The organism is Bacillus sp. SD088, from assembly GCF_017355205.1.
Taxonomy (GTDB): Bacteria; Bacillota; Bacilli; order Bacillales; family Bacillaceae_C; genus Lederbergia.
The window spans coordinates 79050-98613 of sequence record NZ_JADIJK010000017.1; the positions used below are offsets into that span (position 1 = coordinate 79050).

22 protein-coding genes and 3 pseudogenes are annotated in these 19564 nt (G+C 38.0%); 19 read left to right on the forward strand and 6 right to left on the reverse strand.

The features are described 5' to 3' along the window. The 8 genes and pseudogenes from IPU53_RS15585 (at position 1) to IPU53_RS15620 (ending at position 7210) form a co-directional block, all read left to right on the forward strand. Positions 1–1191, forward strand: a pseudogene (locus tag IPU53_RS15585) (GTP-binding protein). A 16-nt stretch (positions 1192–1207) separates the two neighbouring features. Next, a complete protein-coding gene (dcd, locus tag IPU53_RS15590; RefSeq protein WP_207451943.1) occupies positions 1208–1762 on the forward strand; it encodes a dCTP deaminase in 555 nt (184 codons plus the stop codon). Further along, positions 1759–2901 carry a GTP-binding protein gene (locus IPU53_RS15595; protein ID WP_207451944.1) on the forward strand — a complete coding sequence of 381 codons (1143 nt, stop codon included), beginning with the start codon at positions 1759–1761 and terminating at the stop codon, positions 2899–2901. Before dcd ends, IPU53_RS15595 begins: the two co-directional genes overlap by 4 nt. 442 nt (positions 2902–3343) lie before the next feature. Next, the gene (locus tag IPU53_RS15600; protein ID WP_207451945.1) at positions 3344–4540 is read left to right on the forward strand and encodes an MFS transporter; all 1197 of its coding nucleotides are present in this window, start codon (positions 3344–3346) and stop codon (positions 4538–4540) included. A 236-nt stretch (positions 4541–4776) separates the two neighbouring features. After that, complete coding sequence (locus tag IPU53_RS15605; RefSeq protein ID WP_278253295.1) at positions 4777–5310, forward strand: AAA family ATPase; 534 nt, start codon at positions 4777–4779, stop codon at positions 5308–5310. A gap of 150 nt (positions 5311–5460) precedes the next feature. Continuing rightward, entirely contained in the window at positions 5461–5853 is a 393-nt protein-coding gene (locus tag IPU53_RS15610) for a PH domain-containing protein (RefSeq protein ID WP_207451946.1), read from the forward strand. 62 nt (positions 5854–5915) lie between these two features. Further along, complete coding sequence (locus tag IPU53_RS15615; protein WP_242698336.1) at positions 5916–6335, forward strand: anthrone oxygenase family protein; 420 nt, start codon at positions 5916–5918, stop codon at positions 6333–6335. Positions 6336–6583: 248 nt separating this feature from the next. After that, positions 6584–7210, forward strand: coding sequence for a LysE family translocator (locus tag IPU53_RS15620; protein ID WP_207451948.1), 627 nt, complete (start codon positions 6584–6586; stop codon positions 7208–7210). A gap of 654 nt (positions 7211–7864) precedes the next feature. On the opposite strand, the gene IPU53_RS15625 is transcribed toward IPU53_RS15620, so the two are convergent. Further along, positions 7865–9673 carry a helix-turn-helix transcriptional regulator gene (locus tag IPU53_RS15625; protein ID WP_207451949.1) on the reverse strand — a complete coding sequence of 603 codons (1809 nt, stop codon included), beginning with the start codon at positions 9671–9673 and terminating at the stop codon, positions 7865–7867. A gap of 113 nt (positions 9674–9786) precedes the next feature. Here IPU53_RS15625 and IPU53_RS15630 point away from each other — a divergent pair, with 113 nt between their 5' ends. The 6 genes from IPU53_RS15630 to IPU53_RS15655 all read left to right on the forward strand — a co-directional run bounded on the left by IPU53_RS15630 (position 9787) and on the right by IPU53_RS15655 (position 14161). Further along, positions 9787–10437, forward strand: a complete 651-nt coding sequence (locus IPU53_RS15630; protein ID WP_207451950.1) for a sensor domain-containing protein — start codon at positions 9787–9789, stop codon at positions 10435–10437. Positions 10438–10605: 168 nt separating this feature from the next. Further along, positions 10606–11229, forward strand: coding sequence for a TetR family transcriptional regulator (locus IPU53_RS15635; RefSeq protein WP_207451951.1), 624 nt, complete (start codon positions 10606–10608; stop codon positions 11227–11229). A 12-nt stretch (positions 11230–11241) separates the two neighbouring features. Beyond that, positions 11242–11793 (forward strand): GNAT family N-acetyltransferase, encoded by a 552-nt coding sequence (locus IPU53_RS15640; RefSeq protein ID WP_207451952.1) that lies wholly within the window; start codon positions 11242–11244, stop codon positions 11791–11793. A 243-nt stretch (positions 11794–12036) separates the two neighbouring features. Further along, entirely contained in the window at positions 12037–12762 is a 726-nt protein-coding gene (locus tag IPU53_RS15645) for an SDR family NAD(P)-dependent oxidoreductase (protein ID WP_207451953.1), read from the forward strand. Continuing rightward, entirely contained in the window at positions 12759–13790 is a 1032-nt protein-coding gene (locus IPU53_RS15650; protein WP_207451954.1) for an S-adenosylmethionine:tRNA ribosyltransferase-isomerase, read from the forward strand. Before IPU53_RS15645 ends, IPU53_RS15650 begins: the two co-directional genes overlap by 4 nt. Further along, positions 13790–14161, forward strand: a complete 372-nt coding sequence (locus IPU53_RS15655; RefSeq protein ID WP_207451955.1) for a VOC family protein — start codon at positions 13790–13792, stop codon at positions 14159–14161. The genes IPU53_RS15650 and IPU53_RS15655 overlap by 1 nt, the downstream gene beginning before the upstream one ends. A 23-nt stretch (positions 14162–14184) precedes the next feature. Here IPU53_RS15655 and IPU53_RS15660 read toward each other — a convergent pair whose 3' ends face one another. The 5 genes and pseudogenes from IPU53_RS15660 to IPU53_RS15680 all read right to left on the reverse strand — a co-directional run bounded on the left by IPU53_RS15660 (position 14185) and on the right by IPU53_RS15680 (position 16789). After that, complete coding sequence (locus IPU53_RS15660; protein WP_207451956.1) at positions 14185–14529, reverse strand: cupin domain-containing protein; 345 nt, start codon at positions 14527–14529, stop codon at positions 14185–14187. Positions 14530–14554: 25 nt separating this feature from the next. Beyond that, positions 14555–14701, reverse strand: a complete 147-nt coding sequence (locus IPU53_RS15665) for a hypothetical protein (RefSeq protein WP_207451957.1) — start codon at positions 14699–14701, stop codon at positions 14555–14557. A 292-nt stretch (positions 14702–14993) separates the two neighbouring features. After that, the gene (locus IPU53_RS15670; RefSeq protein WP_207451958.1) at positions 14994–15803 is read right to left on the reverse strand and encodes an aldo/keto reductase family protein; all 810 of its coding nucleotides are present in this window, start codon (positions 15801–15803) and stop codon (positions 14994–14996) included. 322 nt (positions 15804–16125) lie between these two features. Beyond that, positions 16126–16212: pseudogene (locus IPU53_RS15675) on the reverse strand (oxidoreductase); the annotation flags it as partial. Between the two features lie 160 nt (positions 16213–16372). Next, positions 16373–16789, reverse strand: a pseudogene (locus IPU53_RS15680) (MerR family transcriptional regulator). On the opposite strand from IPU53_RS15680, the gene IPU53_RS15685 reads away from it, so the two are divergent. The 5 genes from IPU53_RS15685 to IPU53_RS15700 all read left to right on the forward strand — a co-directional run bounded on the left by IPU53_RS15685 (position 16743) and on the right by IPU53_RS15700 (position 19560). Then, positions 16743–16916, forward strand: coding sequence for a hypothetical protein (locus IPU53_RS15685; protein ID WP_313886503.1), 174 nt, complete (start codon positions 16743–16745; stop codon positions 16914–16916). The pseudogene IPU53_RS15680 and the gene IPU53_RS15685 sit on opposite strands and share 47 nt — an antisense overlap. Before the next feature lie 206 nt (positions 16917–17122). After that, positions 17123–17476: an aldo/keto reductase gene (locus tag IPU53_RS25650; RefSeq protein WP_396019954.1), complete on the forward strand. Its 354-nt coding sequence runs from the start codon at positions 17123–17125 to the stop codon at positions 17474–17476. Positions 17477–17493: 17 nt separating this feature from the next. Further along, on the forward strand, positions 17494–18003 hold the full coding sequence (locus tag IPU53_RS25655) for an aldo/keto reductase (RefSeq protein ID WP_396019955.1): 510 nt from the start codon (positions 17494–17496) through the stop codon (positions 18001–18003). A 404-nt stretch (positions 18004–18407) separates the two neighbouring features. Then, positions 18408–19418: an alcohol dehydrogenase catalytic domain-containing protein gene (locus tag IPU53_RS15695; protein ID WP_207451959.1), complete on the forward strand. Its 1011-nt coding sequence runs from the start codon at positions 18408–18410 to the stop codon at positions 19416–19418. Beyond that, positions 19411–19560 carry a hypothetical protein gene (locus IPU53_RS15700; RefSeq protein ID WP_207451960.1) on the forward strand — a complete coding sequence of 50 codons (150 nt, stop codon included), beginning with the start codon at positions 19411–19413 and terminating at the stop codon, positions 19558–19560. The genes IPU53_RS15695 and IPU53_RS15700 overlap by 8 nt, the downstream gene beginning before the upstream one ends. Positions 19561–19564: the final 4 nt, after the last annotated feature.

Sequence of the window (19564 nt, forward strand, 5' to 3'; positions counted from 1 at the left end):
ATGAAAAATATACCTGTTACAGTATTAAGTGGCTATTTAGGGGCCGGTAAAACAACTTTATTGAACCACATTTTACATAATCGGAAAGGATTAAAGGTAGCGGTGATCGTCAATGACATGAGTGAGGTCAATATTGATAGTGAGCTGGTTCAATCGCAGGGCGGTTTTTCACGGACAGAGGAAAAGCTGGTCGAAATGTCCAATGGCTGTATTTGCTGTACGTTGCGAGAGGATTTATTAGTAGAGGTTGAAAAACTCGTAAGAAAAGGCGATGTTGACTATATTCTAATTGAATCCTCTGGAATTAGTGAGCCAGTTCCAGTGGCCCAGACCTTCTCTTATATTGATGAAACAATGGGGATTGATCTGACAAAATACTGCCGTTTGGATACGATGGTCACAGTGGTTGATGCAAATCGCTTCTGGCATGATTTCGGATCTGGTGACTCGCTTCTTGACAGGAAACAGGCGGTCAGTGACGTGGATGAACGAAATATTGCTGATTTATTAATTGACCAGATCGAATTCTGTAATGTGCTTGTACTAAATAAAACCGATTTGGTAAAAGAGGAAGATCTACAGAAGCTGGAGCAGGTGATTCGCAAGCTACAGCCTGAAGCGAATATTATCCGTACACAACATAGTAAGGTAGAGCCAGAAGAAATATTAAATACCGGTTTGTTTGATTTTGAAAAGGCGAGTGAATCAGCTGGTTGGTTAAAGGAACTAAATGAAGGAATTGAAAATCATACTCCAGAAACTGAAGAATATGGAATTGGTTCATTTGTATATACATCAAGATTACCCTTTCATACCGAGCGATTGTTCAGCTGGTATCAAGATTTACCGAAAGAGATTGTCCGGATAAAAGGGATAATATGGTGTGCCACACATCATGATATAGCATTATTGCTCTCTCAAGCAGGTCCTTCTGTAGAAGTGGAGCCATTGGCTTACTGGGTAGCTTCATTACCAAAAGCCCGCCAAAAGGAATTAGTAGAAAATAATCCGGAAATCAGAGAGTTATGGGATCCTCAATATGGAGACCGCCACACAAAGCTTGTTTTCATTGGAATGGATTTAGAGCGCTAGCAAATAACGCAGGACTTGGACCGTTGTCTGTTGAGTGAGTCGGAAATGAGTGAGGATTGGTCACAATTTAGAAATCCATTTCCTTGGAAATTATCATAATTAGGAGTAAATACAGATGATTTTATCAGGAAAAACAATAAAACAGTATGTATCTGACAACCAGTTGTCCATCACTCCTTTTCAAGAATTAAGCATTCAACCGGCCTCTATTGACTTGTGTCTAGGAGAGGAATTTCTAGTCGTTGACGACATATCCACTCCTTTTTTATCGGTTGAGCAACCAGCAAATTATCAGGAAATAGAAGTAACAAAAGAAGGGGTTATAACGGTCCCGCCCCAAACCTTTATGTTAGGAACCACATTGGAACAAATTGGTCTACCTAATCATTTAACTGCTTTTGTAGAGGGAAGGAGCTCAGTAGGAAGACTTGGCGTTTTTATTCAAAATGCCGGTTGGATTGATCCGGGTTTTTCTGGTCAAATCACCTTGGAATTGTTTAATGCGAACCGTGTGCCTGTCCAGTTGCAAGCCGGTATGCGCGTATGTCAGTTGGTTATTGCGCAAGTGGATCAGACGACGGAAGGGTATAGTGGGAAATATGTATCTCAAAAAGGTACTACACCTAGTCGCATCTATCTGGACCGGGAAAGAGAGGAGAAAGAAGGATGAGTAAAAAAATTCCAGTGACAGTTTTAAGTGGTTTTCTTGGGGCCGGTAAAACATCACTGCTTAATCATTTGCTTGAAAATCAGCAAGGGTTAAAAATAGCGATTATTGTTAACGATATGAGCGAGATTAATGTGGATGCAAGGCTCGTAAAAGAAGGTGGCTTTATCAGAACAGAAGAAAATATGGTGGAAATGACAAACGGCTGTATATGCTGCACCTTACGGGAAGATTTGATCGTAGAGTTAGAGAAATTAGCAAGGATGGATATTGATTATGTATTAATAGAATCAAGTGGTGTATCGGAACCGATCCCGGTAGCGCAGAGCTTTGTATATGCTGACGAAGAATTAGGAGTTGACCTGCAGACTCTTTTCCAGATTGATACTATGGTAACTGTTGTGAATGGGCAACAGTTCTGGGAGGACTATCGATCCGAGGATTTGCTAATGGATCGGAAAATGCATGTATCTGAGGACGACGAAAGAGGGATTGTTGATTTACTAATTGATCAAATTGAATTCGCCAATGTGATTGTTTTAAATAAAGTAGATAAGATTTCGGATGAGGAGATTACGGAGTTAAAGCATTTACTCTATACGTTAAATCCGGAAGCGAAAATCATTCCGGCCACATTGGGCCAAATCGATCCAGTACAAGTACTGAATACCGGCCAGTTTGATTTTGAAAAGGCCAGTCAAGGAGCAGGCTGGATCAAAGAATTAAATGAGGAGCATATACCAGAAACCGAAGAGTACGGGATCAGTTCCTTTGTCTATAGATGCAGAAAGCCATTTCACCCAGAGCGATTTCAACAATGGTTGGAGAATTGGCCATCAACAATACTGCGGGCAAAAGGCTTCTTCTGGCTAGTAACAAAAAATGATGTAGCTGGATTCTTGTCCCAAGCAGGATCAATGATAATTCTAGAAGACGCCGGCAGATGGTTAGCCAGTTATTCTCAAGAAGAACAGGAGGAACTAAAAGCAGAAGATCCAGATTCGTTTGTAGACTGGGATGAGGAAACAGGCGACCGAATGACAGAACTCGTTTTTATTGGCAGTAATATGGATAAGCAACATATTATCGATTCGTTAAAGCAATGTTTAGTGACAGAAGAAGAAATGGAAAAAGTAGTGTAAAACTTTGCCACTGATAAAAGGAACCACTTCTCTACGGCTAGCGCCCTAATAGTCTTTATCAGATTAAAACACAGGAAAGTGGTTCATAGGGGTGTCTATGAACCTAAATTTAGGTGAAAAACCAGAAAAGTGGTTCGTAGAGAGGGTCTACGACCCAAAAAACAGATTAAAAAGCAGGAAAGTGGTTCATAGAAGTGTCTTGTCTATGAACCAAAAATTAGGATGAAAAATCCGAAAAGTGGTTCATAGGAGCGGATTGTTAGGGGCTACATTTATATCACAAATATGCTATCTAAAAAAGTCCGACTAATCAAATCCTGAGCATTAGAAAGTTTTATTACATATTGACAGTATAAATGCAGAATGTTATTATCATTTTATAAAATGATAATGAATTTAAAATGAGTTCAATGGTGAGTGTCATAAAGAGGAGAATGTTCTGATGTTTAAGGTTAGTAAGATAAATACATTATTTCTTTTAATGATTTGTGTGTTTATCGCTACGGCTGCATTTGGTTTGCTTATCCCAATATTACCGACCTTTATGGAGAAATTTAATTCAAATGGACAAATGATGGGATTATTAGTTGCTACTTACGGTATTATTCAGTTATTTTTATCTCCCATTGCTGGACGGTTTGCTGATCGCTATGGCCGAAAAAGAATTATCGAGATTGGTTTAATTTGTCTTACTTTATCTCAATTGTTCTTTGCTTTTTCTTTTCATTTTTGGTTGCTTTTTTTGGGAAGGTTTTTAACTGGTATTGCAGTCTCCCTGTTAATTCCCGGTGCTATGGCATGTATTATTGATATAACGACAGAAGAAGAACGTGCTAAGGGGTTAAGTTTCCTTAATGCTTCCATATCATTTGGTTTTGTCATAGGTCCTGGTATTGGGGGTTTTCTAACAACGTATGGTTTATATGTACCTTTTTATTTTGCAGCTGTTATCTCCTTTGTTTCCTTTTTACTGTCCTTTTTTTTACTTCCTGAAACGTTAGAAAAAAAGACGGAGATGACGAAAGCGGACACCGTTTCACCCCAACCAATGGTACAGCAAATATTACGCTCCATTCGGGTACCTTACGTTGTTCCGTTGCTTTTGGTATTTCTCTATAGTGTATCTTTATACATTTTTGAAGCAATTTTTGGACTGTTTGTTGACAAACAATTCGGCTATACGGCAAAGGATATTGCAATGGTAATTACAATTGCAGCATTTGTAAGTGTTATGGTGCAACTGTTATTAACGAATAAACTGGTCTCCCTCTTTGGTGAATCGAAGGTTATAAACGGAACAATGATAGCTGGTGGGGTTAGTTTTTTATTTCTCTTGTTCACCACACGCTTTTGGACTATCTTATTGTTGACTTGTTTACTATATACAGCAACTTCCATTCTGCGTCCAGTTATCAATACAGTGCTATCCAAATTAGCTAATAATGAGCAAGGATTTATTGCGGGTATGAACAATGCATATGTAAGCCTAGGAAGTGTAGTAGGGCCTATATTAGGAGGAATTTTATTTGATATTAACACTTATTTCCCTTATGTAATAGGAGTATTAGCCTTTTTGGCTGGTACAGTGCTTTTAACATGGAAACATAGATCCTTTATACCAACAAGATCTAAATCGTGAGAACAAATTATTTAATAAAAACTAATGGGGGAATCTTTCGCATTTAATCAAACAAAAGGTTCTCTCATTTATTCTATTATATGGAAACGAATTCAGCTTACATGTGAGAAAATGGAAGATATGTAAAATTTGTGGTTCATGATTAAGCGGTCATCCAGATATTGATTTTGACTCTTTAGAAGAACAAGAACCCGAATATATAGAAGAAAAAAGAGAAGTTATTAAGGAGTGAGGTATTGTCCAATTTTGAAGAAAATGTAAAAGACATATTAAGACAAATAACTTCAAATCCATGCATTATTATGACGTGTGGTGTAGCGGGTTCAGGGAAGACCACATTCGCACAACGTATGGAAACAGAAGGGTTTGTACGTCTTTCAATTGATGAAGAGATTTGGAAGGTTAATGGACGTTATGGAATAGATTATCCTGTAGAGAAATATGGAGATTATCAAATTGAAGCTGAAAGAAGGCTTCGACATCAATTGATACGTCTAATTCAGGATAAACGAGAGGTTGTTATTGATTTTAGTTTTTGGCAAAAAGCCAAGCGAGATAGATACAAACAGCTAATTGAAGAAGCTGGGGGTGAGTGGAAACTTATTTATTTGAAAGTTAGCCCTGAAATTATTCGCAAACGGTTGGATATACGGAGTAAAAGATTTGATGCAAATGCAGCATTTCCTATCACGGAAGATACTTTAACTTCTTACTTAAACGGATTTGAAGTGCCTTCATGCGAGGGGGAAATAGTTATAGAGTCAATATAAAAAGTAATCTTTAATAGGACGAAAGGGTGTATCTTAAACATAAGGAATACAATAACCTAAAAGGAATTGTCTTCTATGTGATTTCCTTCATCGGGTTACTGGTTAAATAAACCATCGATGATTAGCTATATAAATTGGAGGAGATACAAGATGAGTTTTCAAATTATGACTGGAGATCAAGAGTTACGATTAAATATTTCGGGTTGGACAGCGGCTTTGACCTTGAGGAAAGAGATCAAAATACCTTATAGCTCAATTGAAGAAATTCGGGTGGGGAAATTTCATTTTCCGTGGGCAGCGGCTATAAAGAGAACAGGTATCACAACAACTGGCTATAAAGCTGGAATATTTATAATTGAAGATAAGAAATATTTTTTAGCCTATCATCACGCAGATCAAGTAGTCATGCTTCAATTAAAAGGATGTGAGTTTGATCATGTTGTATTTGAAAGCGAAAATCCTAAACAAGTGGTACACGAAATGATGAGAAATTGTCCTTCAATCAATCTTAAAGAGAATGCGCAAAGAGAGGATGAAATATAATCGAAAAACTCACTCCCATGCTAATTTTTATTGCATCACTGGGCTCCGGGTTGATTGCTGGATTGTTCTTTGCATTTTCGGCATTTGTTATGAAGGCTCTCCAACGACTTTCTCCAGAACAAGGGATTTCAGCAATGCAGTCCATAAATAGCGCTGTGCTAAATCGGCTATTTTTTACAGTGTTTATGGGGACATCTCTTGTTTGTATCATACTGGTGATTATTTCATTATTAAATTGGCAAGAGCCCAATGCCATTTATATATTTGCTAGTAGTTTGTTTTATCTTTTGGGAAGTTTGCTGGTTACGGCGGTATGTAATGTTCCACTAAATGATGCATTAGCTAATATAATAGCTACAGATGCAGAAAGTTTGGCGCTATGGGAAGATTACTATTTAAAATGGACAGCTTGGAACCATGTTCGGACCATTTCAAGTTTGGTCTCATTAGCACTATTCGTCTTCGTTCTTTGGCGAATTTAGAACAATGGAATGGGGGTAAGGCATTATATGAGTTTCGAGGATTTTATCATGTCCATATAGTCAAAACAATTGGCTTTCGTGAACAAATGCCAAACAGAACGTGAATATACTACATTAATAATAAGACTAGCTCATAGAAGGTTAGAGATTGAACAGGTTTGAAATTGCTTCTCGCTACCTGTACACAGAGGGAAATATTAGGAATATAGTTATAGTGATGGATGTTCCGGAAAAGGAGTGATGTTTAAATGCTAGAGTTTTCAACTTTAGGAACATTTGTTGTAGTGGTTTTAGGCTTGTTTTTGGTACCTGGTCCTGCGGTGCTTTTAACTACATCCAGCACGATACGAGGAGGTAGAAAAACAGGGATACTGACAGGTTTTGGCATTGCAACAGGTGATTTCATACATACAATGTTTGCTGCTATGGGGCTTTCTACCATTTTGATGACTTCAGCTACTGCATTTAACCTTGTCAAATATGCTGGGGCAGTTTATTTGATTTATATGGGGCTTAAAGCTATTGCAGAAAAGCCTAATAAGCAAGTCCTTCCTTCCGTTTCAAAGGCATCAAGTCTTCAAACATATAGCCAAGCCGTATTGGCAGAGGTATTGAATCCAAAAACGGCTATTTTCTTTTTAGCTTTTCTACCACAGTTTGTCCATCCTGAAAAGGGTTCTGTGATTGTACAATTTTTATTGCTAGGTATGATATTTGTGATCATGAGCTGTCTTTACACAACCTTGATTGCTATCAGTGTTCGCCCCATTGGCCGTTTGATGAAGCGAACTGCCGAACTTGGACAATGGAGCGGAAAATTTGCAGGTTTGATTTATATTTGGTTAGGTGTAAAAGTAGCCTTTCAACAGCGATAAAAAAATCGTATGTGATCATGGAAATTGCGTCTGATCGCCATTATTGGCGGAGGAACAGCGGGAATCAACACGGCTGAGGCTTCTGAAGAAAAAGTGTAGGCTTATCGATTGAATAGCCGGTTGTTCTGGCTAGTGCTTTCGTTTGTCCATTTTTTATGGTTTAGGAAACTATAAAATTCTTGGCTGTGGATAACTGTTTACAATGCGGCTTGACATCCAGCTCCAGCGCCCAGCGACTAGCAAACTTTCAGCTTCTGCTTGCGTAAGTCAACATCGGCTCATGCTTCGCCGTGTATCCTTTATCTCAGGGCTACAGGATGTAGGTCAGAACAGCGTTGCGACGTACAGGAGGTACTAGTGCAGACGAAGCGACAGGAAGTCGCGTTTGAGTCTGCCGCCAGGACGGCGCATTTTTAGCTGTTCATCCTTACTATGAAAGTTTGTACGTCGCTAAACGGGCGCTTGCGCTTTTGTTCTTACCTTGTCCGATTGTTAAGGAGTTTCTCAACGGATCGGACAAGGTGAATTGATCTTCTTTTGTTGTATTTATATGCTAATACATTGACTACTTTTTCGGAGAATTTTACCATCGTATCGACACGATCATAACAAATTCCCCCTATCCCTCCCGATCTAACCAAAATTTGAAAGAAATCAATGAGATATCAATCCATTCTCTAAACACTTTTCTACAGCCTGGTCACGATTGCTTACACCAAGTTTCGCATACATTTCGGACGCATAGTTCCTAACTGTACCCTCCGATAAATAAAGTCTGGCGGCAATGGCCTTATAACGCATACCCTTGGCTAAATAGCGAATAATTTCAATTTCTCGAGATGTCAGGCCATAATCATTTTTGGCATGTTTACCACCTGTAACATTTTGCTCCTTCAATTTTTCAAACACCTGATTAGCAATTTCATGGTAGATAATGGTATCTCCACGGTGAATGAAATGAAGGGTATCAATGAGCTCTTTTGCTTGAATAGACTTAAGTAAATAGCCATTTGCTCCTTTTTGCAGTGCCTCTACCGCTTGATCGATATTCTCAAAAGATGAGAGAATAACAAACTTGATCATGGAATTCTTTTCCTTTATTGCTTCCATCGCTTCTATTCCGTTCATATTAGCCATATTTACATCCATAAGTACGATATCGGGCTGGGTGTGGTTACATAATGATAAGGCATCCTCTCCAGATTCAGCTATACCGACAATTTGCAGTTGATTGTGACTCTCCAAATTTGTCTTCAACCCATCCAAAATGCCAGGTTGATCATCTACTAGGATTACCCTGAGTGTGTCGGTATTGGCTTCGCTATTTCTTGGAATGGTGCAGATCAACACCGTTTCTTCCATATTGTCTGTATGTATGGATAAATTTCCTTGCAAAGCCTGCAGTCTTTCTTTCATCGCACCTAAGCCAAAACCGAGCTCAATTTTTTTCTCTCGTTTCAATACGCCATTATCTTCAACTTGTAAGCGTAACTCCAAGTTGTCGAAATATAGAGATACTCTGATTTCACTTGCGCGCCCATGTCTAACAGCGTTTGTTAATGCTTCCTGAATGCAACGAATGATTGTTAATTTAACTTCCTTTGATAAGCTATATTCATCTCCAAAACATCGAAACTTTACAGAGATATCCGTACTCTCCATAAATTTGTCCACTAACTGTTTTACATTTTGAATAAGGGGTAGCTCCACTGTCGACGGTTCCAACTGGTGTACAAGTTTTCGCATGTCTTTTAAACCGTCATGTGCCGCATTCAGTAAAACATTTAGCTTACGTATAACCTTTTCATCTGTCAATGAAGAACGGATCGACTCCATCCCCATGATCATCGTTGTAAAGGTATGACCGACTGTATCATGTAATTCCCGTGATAAACGATTCCGTTCCTCCAGTAATGTGAGTTGCTCCACCTGGTGCACATATTGTTCAAGCACACTGTTTTGCTTACGTATGAGTAAGCCTTGCTTATGATTGGTTACAAGTAGCTGAAAAGCATATCCAAGTCCAAATGCCACACCATAATTTGATATTAAACGAAGAACGGTGTCAGTCAAAGATTGATCGGTGACGATCCCAATGGTAAAGGGAATGACTACAATAGTTAAGGGGCCAGACCAAATATAGACCCTTTGGATACTGTAAAAACCTATTACAAAAGCAATCGGAATAAACTGCCATATTGAATCAGGAAGAAGGAAAGCCAAAATAATGCAATAACCACCCGAAATAATAATCTCTGTAAGGATGAAATATCTTCTGTAAAATTGCTGGATTAAAAATGGAATTGAAAAGACAATGAATGGCAATCCAAACAGAATCCAAAGTGGGAATGATAAAACGTTATGAAATTCCCATAAACCGATTAGGACAGAGAGTAACCAAATGGAGCGAACAGCAAATACCATCCAGTCATACCAGTACCACTTTTTGATGATGTCATACATAATAGAACCCCGCTTATTTAGTGTTGTGATCATCACTATTTTACTACAAGGCATTATGAATATCAGTCATGAAAACAAATGACAAAATGTCACTATGCCTTATGACGTGAAGTATGGATAATGAAATACGCATGGGATATACGGAATCTAATATTATTCCATTATTAAAAGAAAAGGTGGTTTTTTATATGGGATTACTTATCTCAAATATTAAAAATTTTGTCTATTTGTTCCTCTGGTTTTTTATTGGCTTCTTATACTTCGCTTTTTATTTAATAAGCGTAATATTTTCCGTTGGAGTAAGTTTTACTGTTGTTGGTATCCCGATTTTAGCAGGGGTTTTTCGAACGATTCCTTTTTTGCTGGATTTGGATCGAAAGGCAGCAGAAAAATATGCGTACATCAATATTCCTACCTTAAAGTGGGACCCACAAGATAAAGTGACAAAGGAAGTTTCAGACAAAAGAAATTGGTTTGCAGTGGGCATCATGATTTTCCCAAGATTTCTTCTAGGTTTCTTAACTTTTATTGCTGCTTTTGTCTGTTATTTACTGCCAATCGCGATGATTTTATCTCCTTATTTGTATAGATTATTTGATATGACCGTCATGATGATTACGATTGATACATTACCGCGTGCTATTGTAGCTTGCATAGCAGGAATCATTTTATTGTTGTTGTTACCTCGTTTGGCCGGAACAATTGTAAGGTGGGCAGGGGGGTGTACAGAGAATATATTGGAAACGATTCGAAGCTGGCGATAGAACATTAAGGCGCAATTATTCTTGATGGAACTTTTTCCAATCCCGATATCAACATTTCAATACAAGAAGGTTGAAACTATATACAAGTGTCGTTATAATGAACAATATAAACGACACTTGTGTATATTTTATTTATGTCTTTTGTCACTCACAATGGAGGGTGGTTTTATGACACCAAAAGTTAGCGAAGAATATAAAAATGAAAGAAAAAGAGAGTTGATAAAAGCAGCGAAGAAGGTGTTTATTGAAAAGGGGTATATGCATACATCAATGCAAGATATTATGGACGAAGCTGGGATCTCTAGAGGGGCATTTTATAGTTATTTCGATAATATTGATCATGTTTTTATCGAAGTTTTAAAATATGATGACCAAAAAGATATTCAATATTTTATGCTGCCTGATGAGGAGAGATTATGGCCACAATTAAAACACTGGGTTGAGCAACAACAATTTTATATTGAAGCAGCTAATCAAACCTTGCTCCTTGCAAAAGCAGAATTTTTTCTATCATCTAATTATGCAAAGAATAAAGATCATTTTCCTTATATATCTGAACGCTATGCTCGGACTGTAGAAGCTATTGAAAAAGTATTAAACGAAGGTATTCTCAGAGAAGAATTTAAACCTCAACAGTCTACTCGTTCGATTGCGAGGTATCTCGTCTCATTTATAAATGGTTTAATGTTGGACACATTTCAGCTTGGGCATGAGCAAACCAAAGTAAAGGATCAATTATCTGTCTTCCTTTTCACTCTAGAAAAATTAATTAATCCAATACATGCAAAATAAGGAGGGGATATTATGTTGTTTGAATCATCAAGAGTTAGATTAAGAAAGATGACAATGGAAGATACAGCACTTTATCATAAGTGGAGAAATGATATGGATGTTATGTATTCTACCAATCCTTCATTAGATGTTTATCCGTTGGAAGAAACTAAAGAGTTTGTTGATCAGGTTATCCTGGGATCACATACCAGTAAAAGTTACATCATGGTTGAAAAAAGCAATGAAACATCGATAGGGGTCGTAGCTTTAATTAATATTGATGATAAGAATCGAAATGCCGAATGCATTATTGATATTGGAGAGAAGAAATACTGGGGAGAGGGTTACGGTTCAGAAGGATTGAAATTACTGTTGGACTATGCCTTTTATGAAATGAATTTACATAGAGTTTCTCTTCAGGTATTTTCATTCAATAATAGGGCTATTCGTTTGTATAAAAAAATTGGTTTTCACGAGGAAGGAAATAGTAGAGAAAGCCTATTTAGGGAAGGAAAATGGCATGACATTATCCATATGGGACTTCTGCAAAATGAATACTTCGAAAAGCAAGGTAATTCTCATTAACTGGTAAGGGGCCCTTCTTCAAAAGGTATTTCAAAGTGTTATGACGACAAAGTACGATATCACATTTTGTCAGAGGGATCACGTATTTGGCGATCCTTTTATGAACGAATTATTCTCATTCAAAAGTTGTATATGTGAATCATCTATTTGAGTAGTAGCTTTCCGTCTTCTTCCCGATGTGTCCAATGCTCACTTTCTTTAAAGTAATAGTAAGGACTAATTATAAGGAAGTGAGTGAATTTTATGAAAACGGTTGTGATGATCACAGGTGCATCTAAAGGCCTTGGGAGAGCTTTGACCTTGGCATTCGCAAAACAAGGAGTACGGCTTGCTATTTGTGCAAGAGGAGAAGAGCTGTTGCGTAAGGTTGAGATGGAAGCCCAAGAGCTTGGAGCAGAAGTTGTCGCAGTAACGGCAGATATCTCTAAAGCCAAGGATGTTGAGCGGTTCGTATCGATTGCAGAAGAGGCGTTTGGACGGATTGATGTGTTAATTAATAATGCATCCATATTTGGACCAGGACCTACACTGTTGGCTGATTATCCGGATCATGATTTTGCGGAAGTACTCCGAGTAAATGCGATCAATCCTTTCCTTGTCACGAAGCGTGTATTGCCGGGCATGTTAACCAAAAATAAAGGAAGAATCCTTAATGTCACATCAGATGCAGGAAATACGGGATATGCGGAATGGGGTGCCTACGGTATTTCCAAGTTTGCTGTGGAGGGATTAACACAAACATGGGCAGATGAGCTGCAGGATACAGGGGTTAGTGTATGTATGGTTGACCCAGGCGAAATGGATACAGAGATGCACTGGATTGCGGTTCCAGATTGTGATTATGAATTGGATGATCCGAATGATACCGCAAAAGCATTTGTATCGATCGCCTTGAATGAATCCCTAGAAGTGAACGGAATCAGATTTGAGACACAATCTTTTTTAGAAGAAAAAGGGGATATTCAATGATGGCTACCCGTTCCTTCCAAGTGCCTAAATATTTAGATTCAAGTACCCCCGCGGAATATAGAGGGATAAGTAGGGATCATGTCCGCTTAATGACTCTCGATAAAGTGACAGGAGAATCCTTTCATCATTATTTTGATCAGCTGGATTCCAGCTTGCGTGCAGGGGATTTGCTTGTACTAAATAATAGCCGCACTATTCCGCCTGTGTTAAAAGGAAAAAGAGGGAAGCAAACAATTGAAATTCGATTATCCCGAAAATTAACTAATCATGAATGGGAAGCACTTATTATAGAAGAAACATTGAATGTCGGGGAAAAGATAGATTTACCTGGTGAATTGACGGCAACCATTCTAGGAAAGGGAAATGAGGCGCCTTTGATGATTCTTTCCTTTTCAAAGAGTGGATTGGCTTTATCTGATGCGATTTATCGATACGGGGAGCCGGTTTACTATGAATATATTAAAACACCGTGGCCGTTAGAGATGTATCAGACTGTTTATGCTTCCGTTCCAGGTTCAGTGGAAATGCCTTCAGCAGGAAGAGCCTTTTCTTGGAAGCTCCTTAATAGATTACAGCAAAAGGGAGTCAAGATTGCTTACCTGCAGCTGCATGCTGGATTAAGTTATTATGGACATGACCGCTGGCCTGATCCGAGCAACCATCCCGAAACATTTTGCATTCCAGAAGAAACAGCAGCGTTGGTAAACACAGCGAAGAAAGATAAGGAACGTGTTATTGCAGTTGGAACAACCGTTGTTCGCGCTCTTGAAACAGCGGTCAACCATACTGGTCATGTTGAAGCACAGGAAGGAATCACACGTCTATATATTCAAAAAGGGTACCCGCTGAGAGCAGTGGACGGACTTTTAACAGGGTTTCATGAACCAGAGGCAAGTCATCTGGATCTGCTTAGTGCTTTTATTGATGAAAAACTGCTTATGAAAGCTTATGAAGAAGCATTGACGGCCGAATATCTTTGGCATGAATTTGGTGATATGAATCTAATCCTATCACTGGGAGAGAAGTGATGAGATGGCATCATGCTGGTATTGATGTACGGAATTTAGATGATTCCATTTCATTCTATGAAAGGATGTTTAACTTTAAAATTGAGCAATACCTTACATTGAGCGGTGAGAAAATTGCTTTCTTACAAAACGAAGATGTGCGAATCGAATTAATTAAATCAGCAGACAGTCCGCTCCCATGCCATTCAATTCATATAGCCTGGCGAGTTGAAGACATAGAAAGCTGGGTGAAAAAACTGAAAGGAAAGGGACTCTCTTCGTCAGATGGTCCCTATAAGCTGAAAAATGGCTGGGTGACTGTTTTTTATGAAGGACCTGATGGTGAGATAATAGAGCTTATTCAAGTGTGCAAGTCATCTGCTTCAATGTAAAGTTGTGTGTGGATATTGCCTCCCTAAGAAAGCAAAGTGCTTTTCTGGCATAATCGGGCGAAGCCTGCGTTGAATCGGGCGGATTCCATGTTAAAACGGGCGAAGTCTTGAACGAATCGGGCCAAACTTCCATCTTCTTTTCCATAGCAAAAATCGTATTTATTTCCGTTTGGATATGCTCCAACAACACCGAACTCTGGACTTTTTTCTATTAATTTATGTCCTGTACCCGCAGGCAGAACAATAACATCTCCTTTTGTAACTTTAACTTCTACTCCTTTTTCCCCACCTAATTGAAGATTTGCCCATCCACTAACTACTGCGAGTACTTCATGAGTATTACTATGATAATGATGGTAAGTGGCCACTGTTCCATTCCATGCACCGTACCAATCATTTCTGACTGAAAATTTCTTTCATATCATCTTGAAAATTTAGAACGTTTTTATAAAGAAGTAATGAGTAGTTGGGATTATTAGGGATATGTCCATCATCTTTAAAGTTAAAAGATTTTATCTCAATACTTTCTTGTTTATTCATTGTGGTCACCCCCATTAATATTTTGTTTTTTTAGGAATCAATCATAAGTATCTACAACTGACTAAATAGAGAGTACTTCATCAAAAAAATTAATGAGCAATATTGTCCTACTATGTGCTATTTGTTTATCCCACATTAACCGGCTGTAAGACTTCCGCTTAGGGCTTATCGTGTTTTTTTATCCGGACGTACTAGTGCAGGGTTGTCGCATATTTAGCCTTTGATACGAATCAGTGGGGGATGAAGGAAAACCCCACTGATTGAAGTTTCATTTTATAAGTTAACTTCTACACTACAAACTCGCAACTATCTTACGTTCATCCTCTGTCAATTCAAAATCAAAAATCTCTAAGTTCAAGGCTTGACGCTCTTTGTTATGGGATTTAGGAATGACCACAACACCACGCTCAATTTGGTAACGTAAAATAATTTGTGCCCACGTCTTATTGTAGTTTGTTCCGATTGCACTTAGAGTTTCTTTTGCTTCATCACTGACTCTACTTAGTGGTCCCCATGCTTCTGGAATGACTTGGTTCTCTAATGAATAACGAATAATGCCATTGTTCCATTTTCCAGGATGGGATTCAATTTGGTTGACTGCAGGTTGAATGCGAGCATGTTCTAAAAGATGGCCTAATTCTTTTTCATCAAAATTTGACACACCAATTTCTTTTAAAATACCTTGATCGACATATTCTTCTAAGACACGCCAAACGCCAGGAATCTCTGCCAAATTGTCCCATGGATGATGAATTAAATACAAATCAATATATGATGTATCTAAAGCTGCTAAACTTTCTTCCACCCCACGACGTACCGCAGCTTCATTGGCAGTGAATTCTTCTTTACCAGGAATTTTTGAGGTCAAAAAGAATTCACTTCTAGGTAAACCACTTTCTTTAACTGCTTTACCTACAACGGCTTCATTTCGATAAGAAATCGCTGTATCAAAATGACGATATCCTAAGGCGATCGCATCTTTCAATTCGGTGGTATCACCATTGATCTCTCCCATATAGTTACGGTCTACTTTCCCAAAGGTATTAGTACCACTACCAACAATCGGTAATTTCGAGCCCATGCTTAATGTAACAAATTCCATGAATACTTCCTCCCGATCCTATTAAAATATTAATTTTTAGTAAACTTAGTTTTTCGTAAGAAAATGATGAACCACTTCATTTTTAATTCAAAATTTACTGTCCCAAATCAACTGTGCTTTACTGTATAACGATGACATACTAATACTTTCGGAAACTGAATCACAAATTTAGAGTGAAATATACTGTTTAATAGATGTTATAAGAATATCACTAACTACTGTCCCTTCAGGTAAATCGATCGTAATTTTAATCAAGTCTACAACCCGTTCATGTGAAATGAACTGCTCCTAAGTTTTGTCCCGTTATACACACCACTTCCTGTCCAGAATTTTGTACTAAAAAAGTAGGCAAGACAGCAACTATACCATTTAGTACCCCTTTAATATTAACATCAATCATTGGGTTCCACTAATCTACTTTAGTTTAGCGAAAGTGGATTGGGACAGGAAATACAGTGATGGCCAGGCCTTTGCCGACTCATACTCCCGGACAGAGTCTACAAATACTTTCTCCCATGCTCGTCTTTGAAGTTTAGCATTTTAGTTGTGTCCCAGCCCCTCATTTTACATTACTCAAAAACGGTGTTTCCGATTTTATTGTTTTTATGAACATCTTCTGTTCCTGCATCAAGTGCCGTCCTGTAATATTGACATTTATGTTCAATAATCCCTAATGTCTTTTTTAGTTCTTCCATTTATTTCTCGACAACAGCTTTTTGTTTTATAAAAAGATCATCTCTTTGTTGCAGGCTGGCATCTCCATCAGAACACCATTGAATAAATTGCTTAATATCTTTAATGGTCATTCCGCTAGATTTCAGGCATTGAATTATTTTTAATAAGTCCAAATCTGAATCTTTAAATATCCTAGTTCCACTAGCAGTCCGTTCTACAAAAGGGATGAGTCCCTCTCGATCGTAATAACGTAAAGTATGGATAGTGAGATTCAACTTATACCGTGAAGTCGTAACTGACCTTGGAAGAATTCGAGACGTACGGATTGAGGATGGTGAGCTTTATTTTATTAGTAATAATAAAGATGGACGAGGTATTTCTCAAGGGAATGATGATAGGCTATATAAAATTTCGCTTTCGGAATTAGATGAACAATAGAAGTGTAAGAATCATTTTCACCAACTGTAAACAAATTTACAAATGCTGTTGTTCTCTAAAAGAGTGCCCAGTATTGCTCTAGAGCTGAATTCAGGGTTTATAGTGCAACTATACGATAGTGTATGGCAATTAAAGATAAGGTAGTTATTATTATAGGCTCCAGTGCGCAGTGACTACCAAATTTTTATTCACAGGGAGTGAAGAATTTGAAAAAGGTAAAAATAGCCGGAAGAGAAGTTTTTCCCATAGGCTTAGGTACTTCGAATGTGGGAGACAAAGCAGGTAAATTTTCTCAAGAAGTAGAAGCAATAAGAGCGGGCCTTGAACACGGTGTTCAGGTGATTGATACTGCTGAAATGTATGGTAATGGCAATGCTGAACGTTTGGTTGGTCATGCAATTGAACCTTTTGACAGGGAAAATCTATTTCTGGTTTCAAAGGTTCTTCCTAATAATGCTTCCAAAAAGCAAATTCCCCTCAGCTTAGAAAATTCCTTAAAACGGTTGAAAACAGATTATGTAGATCTTTACTTACTCCATTGGAAAGGCGTATTCCGATAGAAGAAACAATAGAAGCAATGGAAAAAGCTAAAATACAGGGGAAAATCAAAGCCTGGGGAGTTTCTAATTTTGATATCAATGATATGATGAAATTATTAAATTTGCCTGAAGGTCATTACTGTGCTACGAACCAAGTTCGTTATAATTTAGGAGATCGTGGAATTGATTTCGATTTAGTCCCTACGATGAAGGAAAAAAACATACCAATAATGGCATATGCTCCCGTAGCAAGAGAGGATCGTTTAGGGACTGATTTAACGAAACAAAAAGTTTTATTAGATATTTCGAAAAAGCATCATGCTGAGATTTTTCAAATTTTATTGGCATGGTGTATTCGAAATGAGCATACCATTGCGATCCCCAAATCTAGTAATTCGGAACATGTTATCAATAATGTAAAGGCTGCAGATATTCAACTTACAAAAGAGGATCTAGTTAAGATAGACTCTGTCTATCCAGAACCAAGTGTTAGCGAGCCGCTAGCTTTTGTGGTAACTGATGAGTATGGGACACAAAACGAACGATAAGGGTGCGTATCGCCGCTTCAGAAATTTGCTTTCCCTTGTATGAAGTTCAGGCCTCCTCTAAGCTACTATCGCATGTCTTAACGGTACTTCTTATTTCCCTAAGATAAAGTAATATTGGCGTTATAAAAATCCAGCAATCCAACGGTTCTTACCTCAATTTTAACTTGCATCATTCATAAACATACAATATGGAAAGATTCTTTCTACAAACATATTAATATTTAATTGAAAAAACTACATTTTATGTTAACGTTTATAGTAACATTAAAGGGGAATTTTATAGTACTTTAACAATTTTTCTGAATTTTCCCCCATCGCAAGGGCACTGAGTAGGGAAAGAGGGGAAAATATTAAAATCCATAAACACTATTGGGGGGGGGACTTGTGATGAAGTTAGCTAAGTAATGGAAATCCCTGGATTTATCGGTAATTCTAGAGTGGATTTTAGAGAAAAAGAAGTGCCAGTTCCCGGTCCAGGACAATTATTGATTCAGGTGAAAGCGAATGCCTTATGTGGTTCAGAACGCAATCAATTTTTTGAAGGAAGTAAAGTGACCCCGGGGCATGAAGCATCTGGAATGGTAATGGCAGTCGGAGAAGATACAAAAACAGTGGTTGGAACTCCTGGAGTTATATTTTTGATGGATTACTGTGATGCGTGTCGAAACTGTAAATCTGGTAATACAAATCAATGTCAAGAAAAACGTGGGGACTATGGCTTTAATAAAGAGGGAGGATATAGCCCTTATATAGTTGTGAATGAAAGTGTTTTCTTCCCGATTGATCCATCAATCCCATTGACTGAAGCAACGATGCTGTTAGATATCATGGGGACAGGGGGACATGCAATAAAACGTGCAGAGCTTGTACATTCAGATATTAGGTCTGTACTTATTGCTGGAGCGGGTCCAATTGGTCTCGGTGTGCTGGCTATGTGTCAGCTGCTTCTCGGTAAAAAGGTTCCAGTATATATCATGGATTATGTATCCTATCGTCTTGATTTGGCGGAAAAGTTAGGTGCGATTCCGATTGATTTAAATGAGTCATCTTTGGAGGATGCGCTGAAACGAGTCAATTGTATGGGAGTAGATGCGGCTTTCGATACAAGTGGTAAAACCGTAGCTAGAAAGTCTGTGTTAAATGCACTTAATCAACGCGGTGTACTCGTTTGTATCGGACATGGCCAAGAATTACATTTAGAAGTTTCTCATGATTTAATTGCGACTGAACGGGCCGTTTTAGGAAGTGAATACTTTCAATATAATGAATTGGAAAGGAATAATAGACTCCTGAAAGAAAATTTAGCATACATGCAACAAATCATCACACATTGTTTTAATGTTAAAGATATACAGCATGCTTTTGAATTGTTTTTTATGGGAAACACAGGAAAGGTGATTATTGAGCATGCCTGAAAATAATCAAATAAAAGTGGCTGTGATTGGATCTGGAAAGTCAGCTCCTGTACATGCTGAAGCAGGGTATCGTGCTCTTAAAATTGCTTATGCTGCAATCAAATCCTTTCATTCGGGGATGAGAATAGAAATATCAGAATAAATAG

Coding starts and splice junctions, on each gene's coding strand:
- IPU53_RS15655 (WP_207451955.1), top strand. CDS start 13,790: ATGAGATGGCATCATGCTGGTATTGATGTACGGAATTTAGATGATTCC.
- IPU53_RS15635 (WP_207451951.1), top strand. CDS start 10,606: ATGACACCAAAAGTTAGCGAAGAATATAAAAATGAAAGAAAAAGAGAG.
- IPU53_RS15650 (WP_207451954.1), top strand. CDS start 12,759: ATGATGGCTACCCGTTCCTTCCAAGTGCCTAAATATTTAGATTCAAGT.
- IPU53_RS25655 (WP_396019955.1), top strand. CDS start 17,494: ATGGAAAAAGCTAAAATACAGGGGAAAATCAAAGCCTGGGGAGTTTCT.
- IPU53_RS15645 (WP_207451953.1), top strand. CDS start 12,037: ATGAAAACGGTTGTGATGATCACAGGTGCATCTAAAGGCCTTGGGAGA.
- IPU53_RS15620 (WP_207451948.1), top strand. CDS start 6,584: ATGCTAGAGTTTTCAACTTTAGGAACATTTGTTGTAGTGGTTTTAGGC.
- IPU53_RS15670 (WP_207451958.1), bottom strand. CDS start 15,803: ATGGAATTTGTTACATTAAGCATGGGCTCGAAATTACCGATTGTTGGT.
- IPU53_RS15665 (WP_207451957.1), bottom strand. CDS start 14,701: ATGAATAAACAAGAAAGTATTGAGATAAAATCTTTTAACTTTAAAGAT.
- IPU53_RS15700 (WP_207451960.1), top strand. CDS start 19,411: ATGCCTGAAAATAATCAAATAAAAGTGGCTGTGATTGGATCTGGAAAG.
- IPU53_RS15600 (WP_207451945.1), top strand. CDS start 3,344: ATGTTTAAGGTTAGTAAGATAAATACATTATTTCTTTTAATGATTTGT.
- dcd (WP_207451943.1), top strand. CDS start 1,208: ATGATTTTATCAGGAAAAACAATAAAACAGTATGTATCTGACAACCAG.
- IPU53_RS15595 (WP_207451944.1), top strand. CDS start 1,759: ATGAGTAAAAAAATTCCAGTGACAGTTTTAAGTGGTTTTCTTGGGGCC.
- IPU53_RS15640 (WP_207451952.1), top strand. CDS start 11,242: ATGTTGTTTGAATCATCAAGAGTTAGATTAAGAAAGATGACAATGGAA.
- IPU53_RS15625 (WP_207451949.1), bottom strand. CDS start 9,673: ATGTATGACATCATCAAAAAGTGGTACTGGTATGACTGGATGGTATTT.
- IPU53_RS15695 (WP_207451959.1), top strand. CDS start 18,408: ATGGAAATCCCTGGATTTATCGGTAATTCTAGAGTGGATTTTAGAGAA.
- IPU53_RS15630 (WP_207451950.1), top strand. CDS start 9,787: ATGGATAATGAAATACGCATGGGATATACGGAATCTAATATTATTCCA.
- IPU53_RS15610 (WP_207451946.1), top strand. CDS start 5,461: ATGAGTTTTCAAATTATGACTGGAGATCAAGAGTTACGATTAAATATT.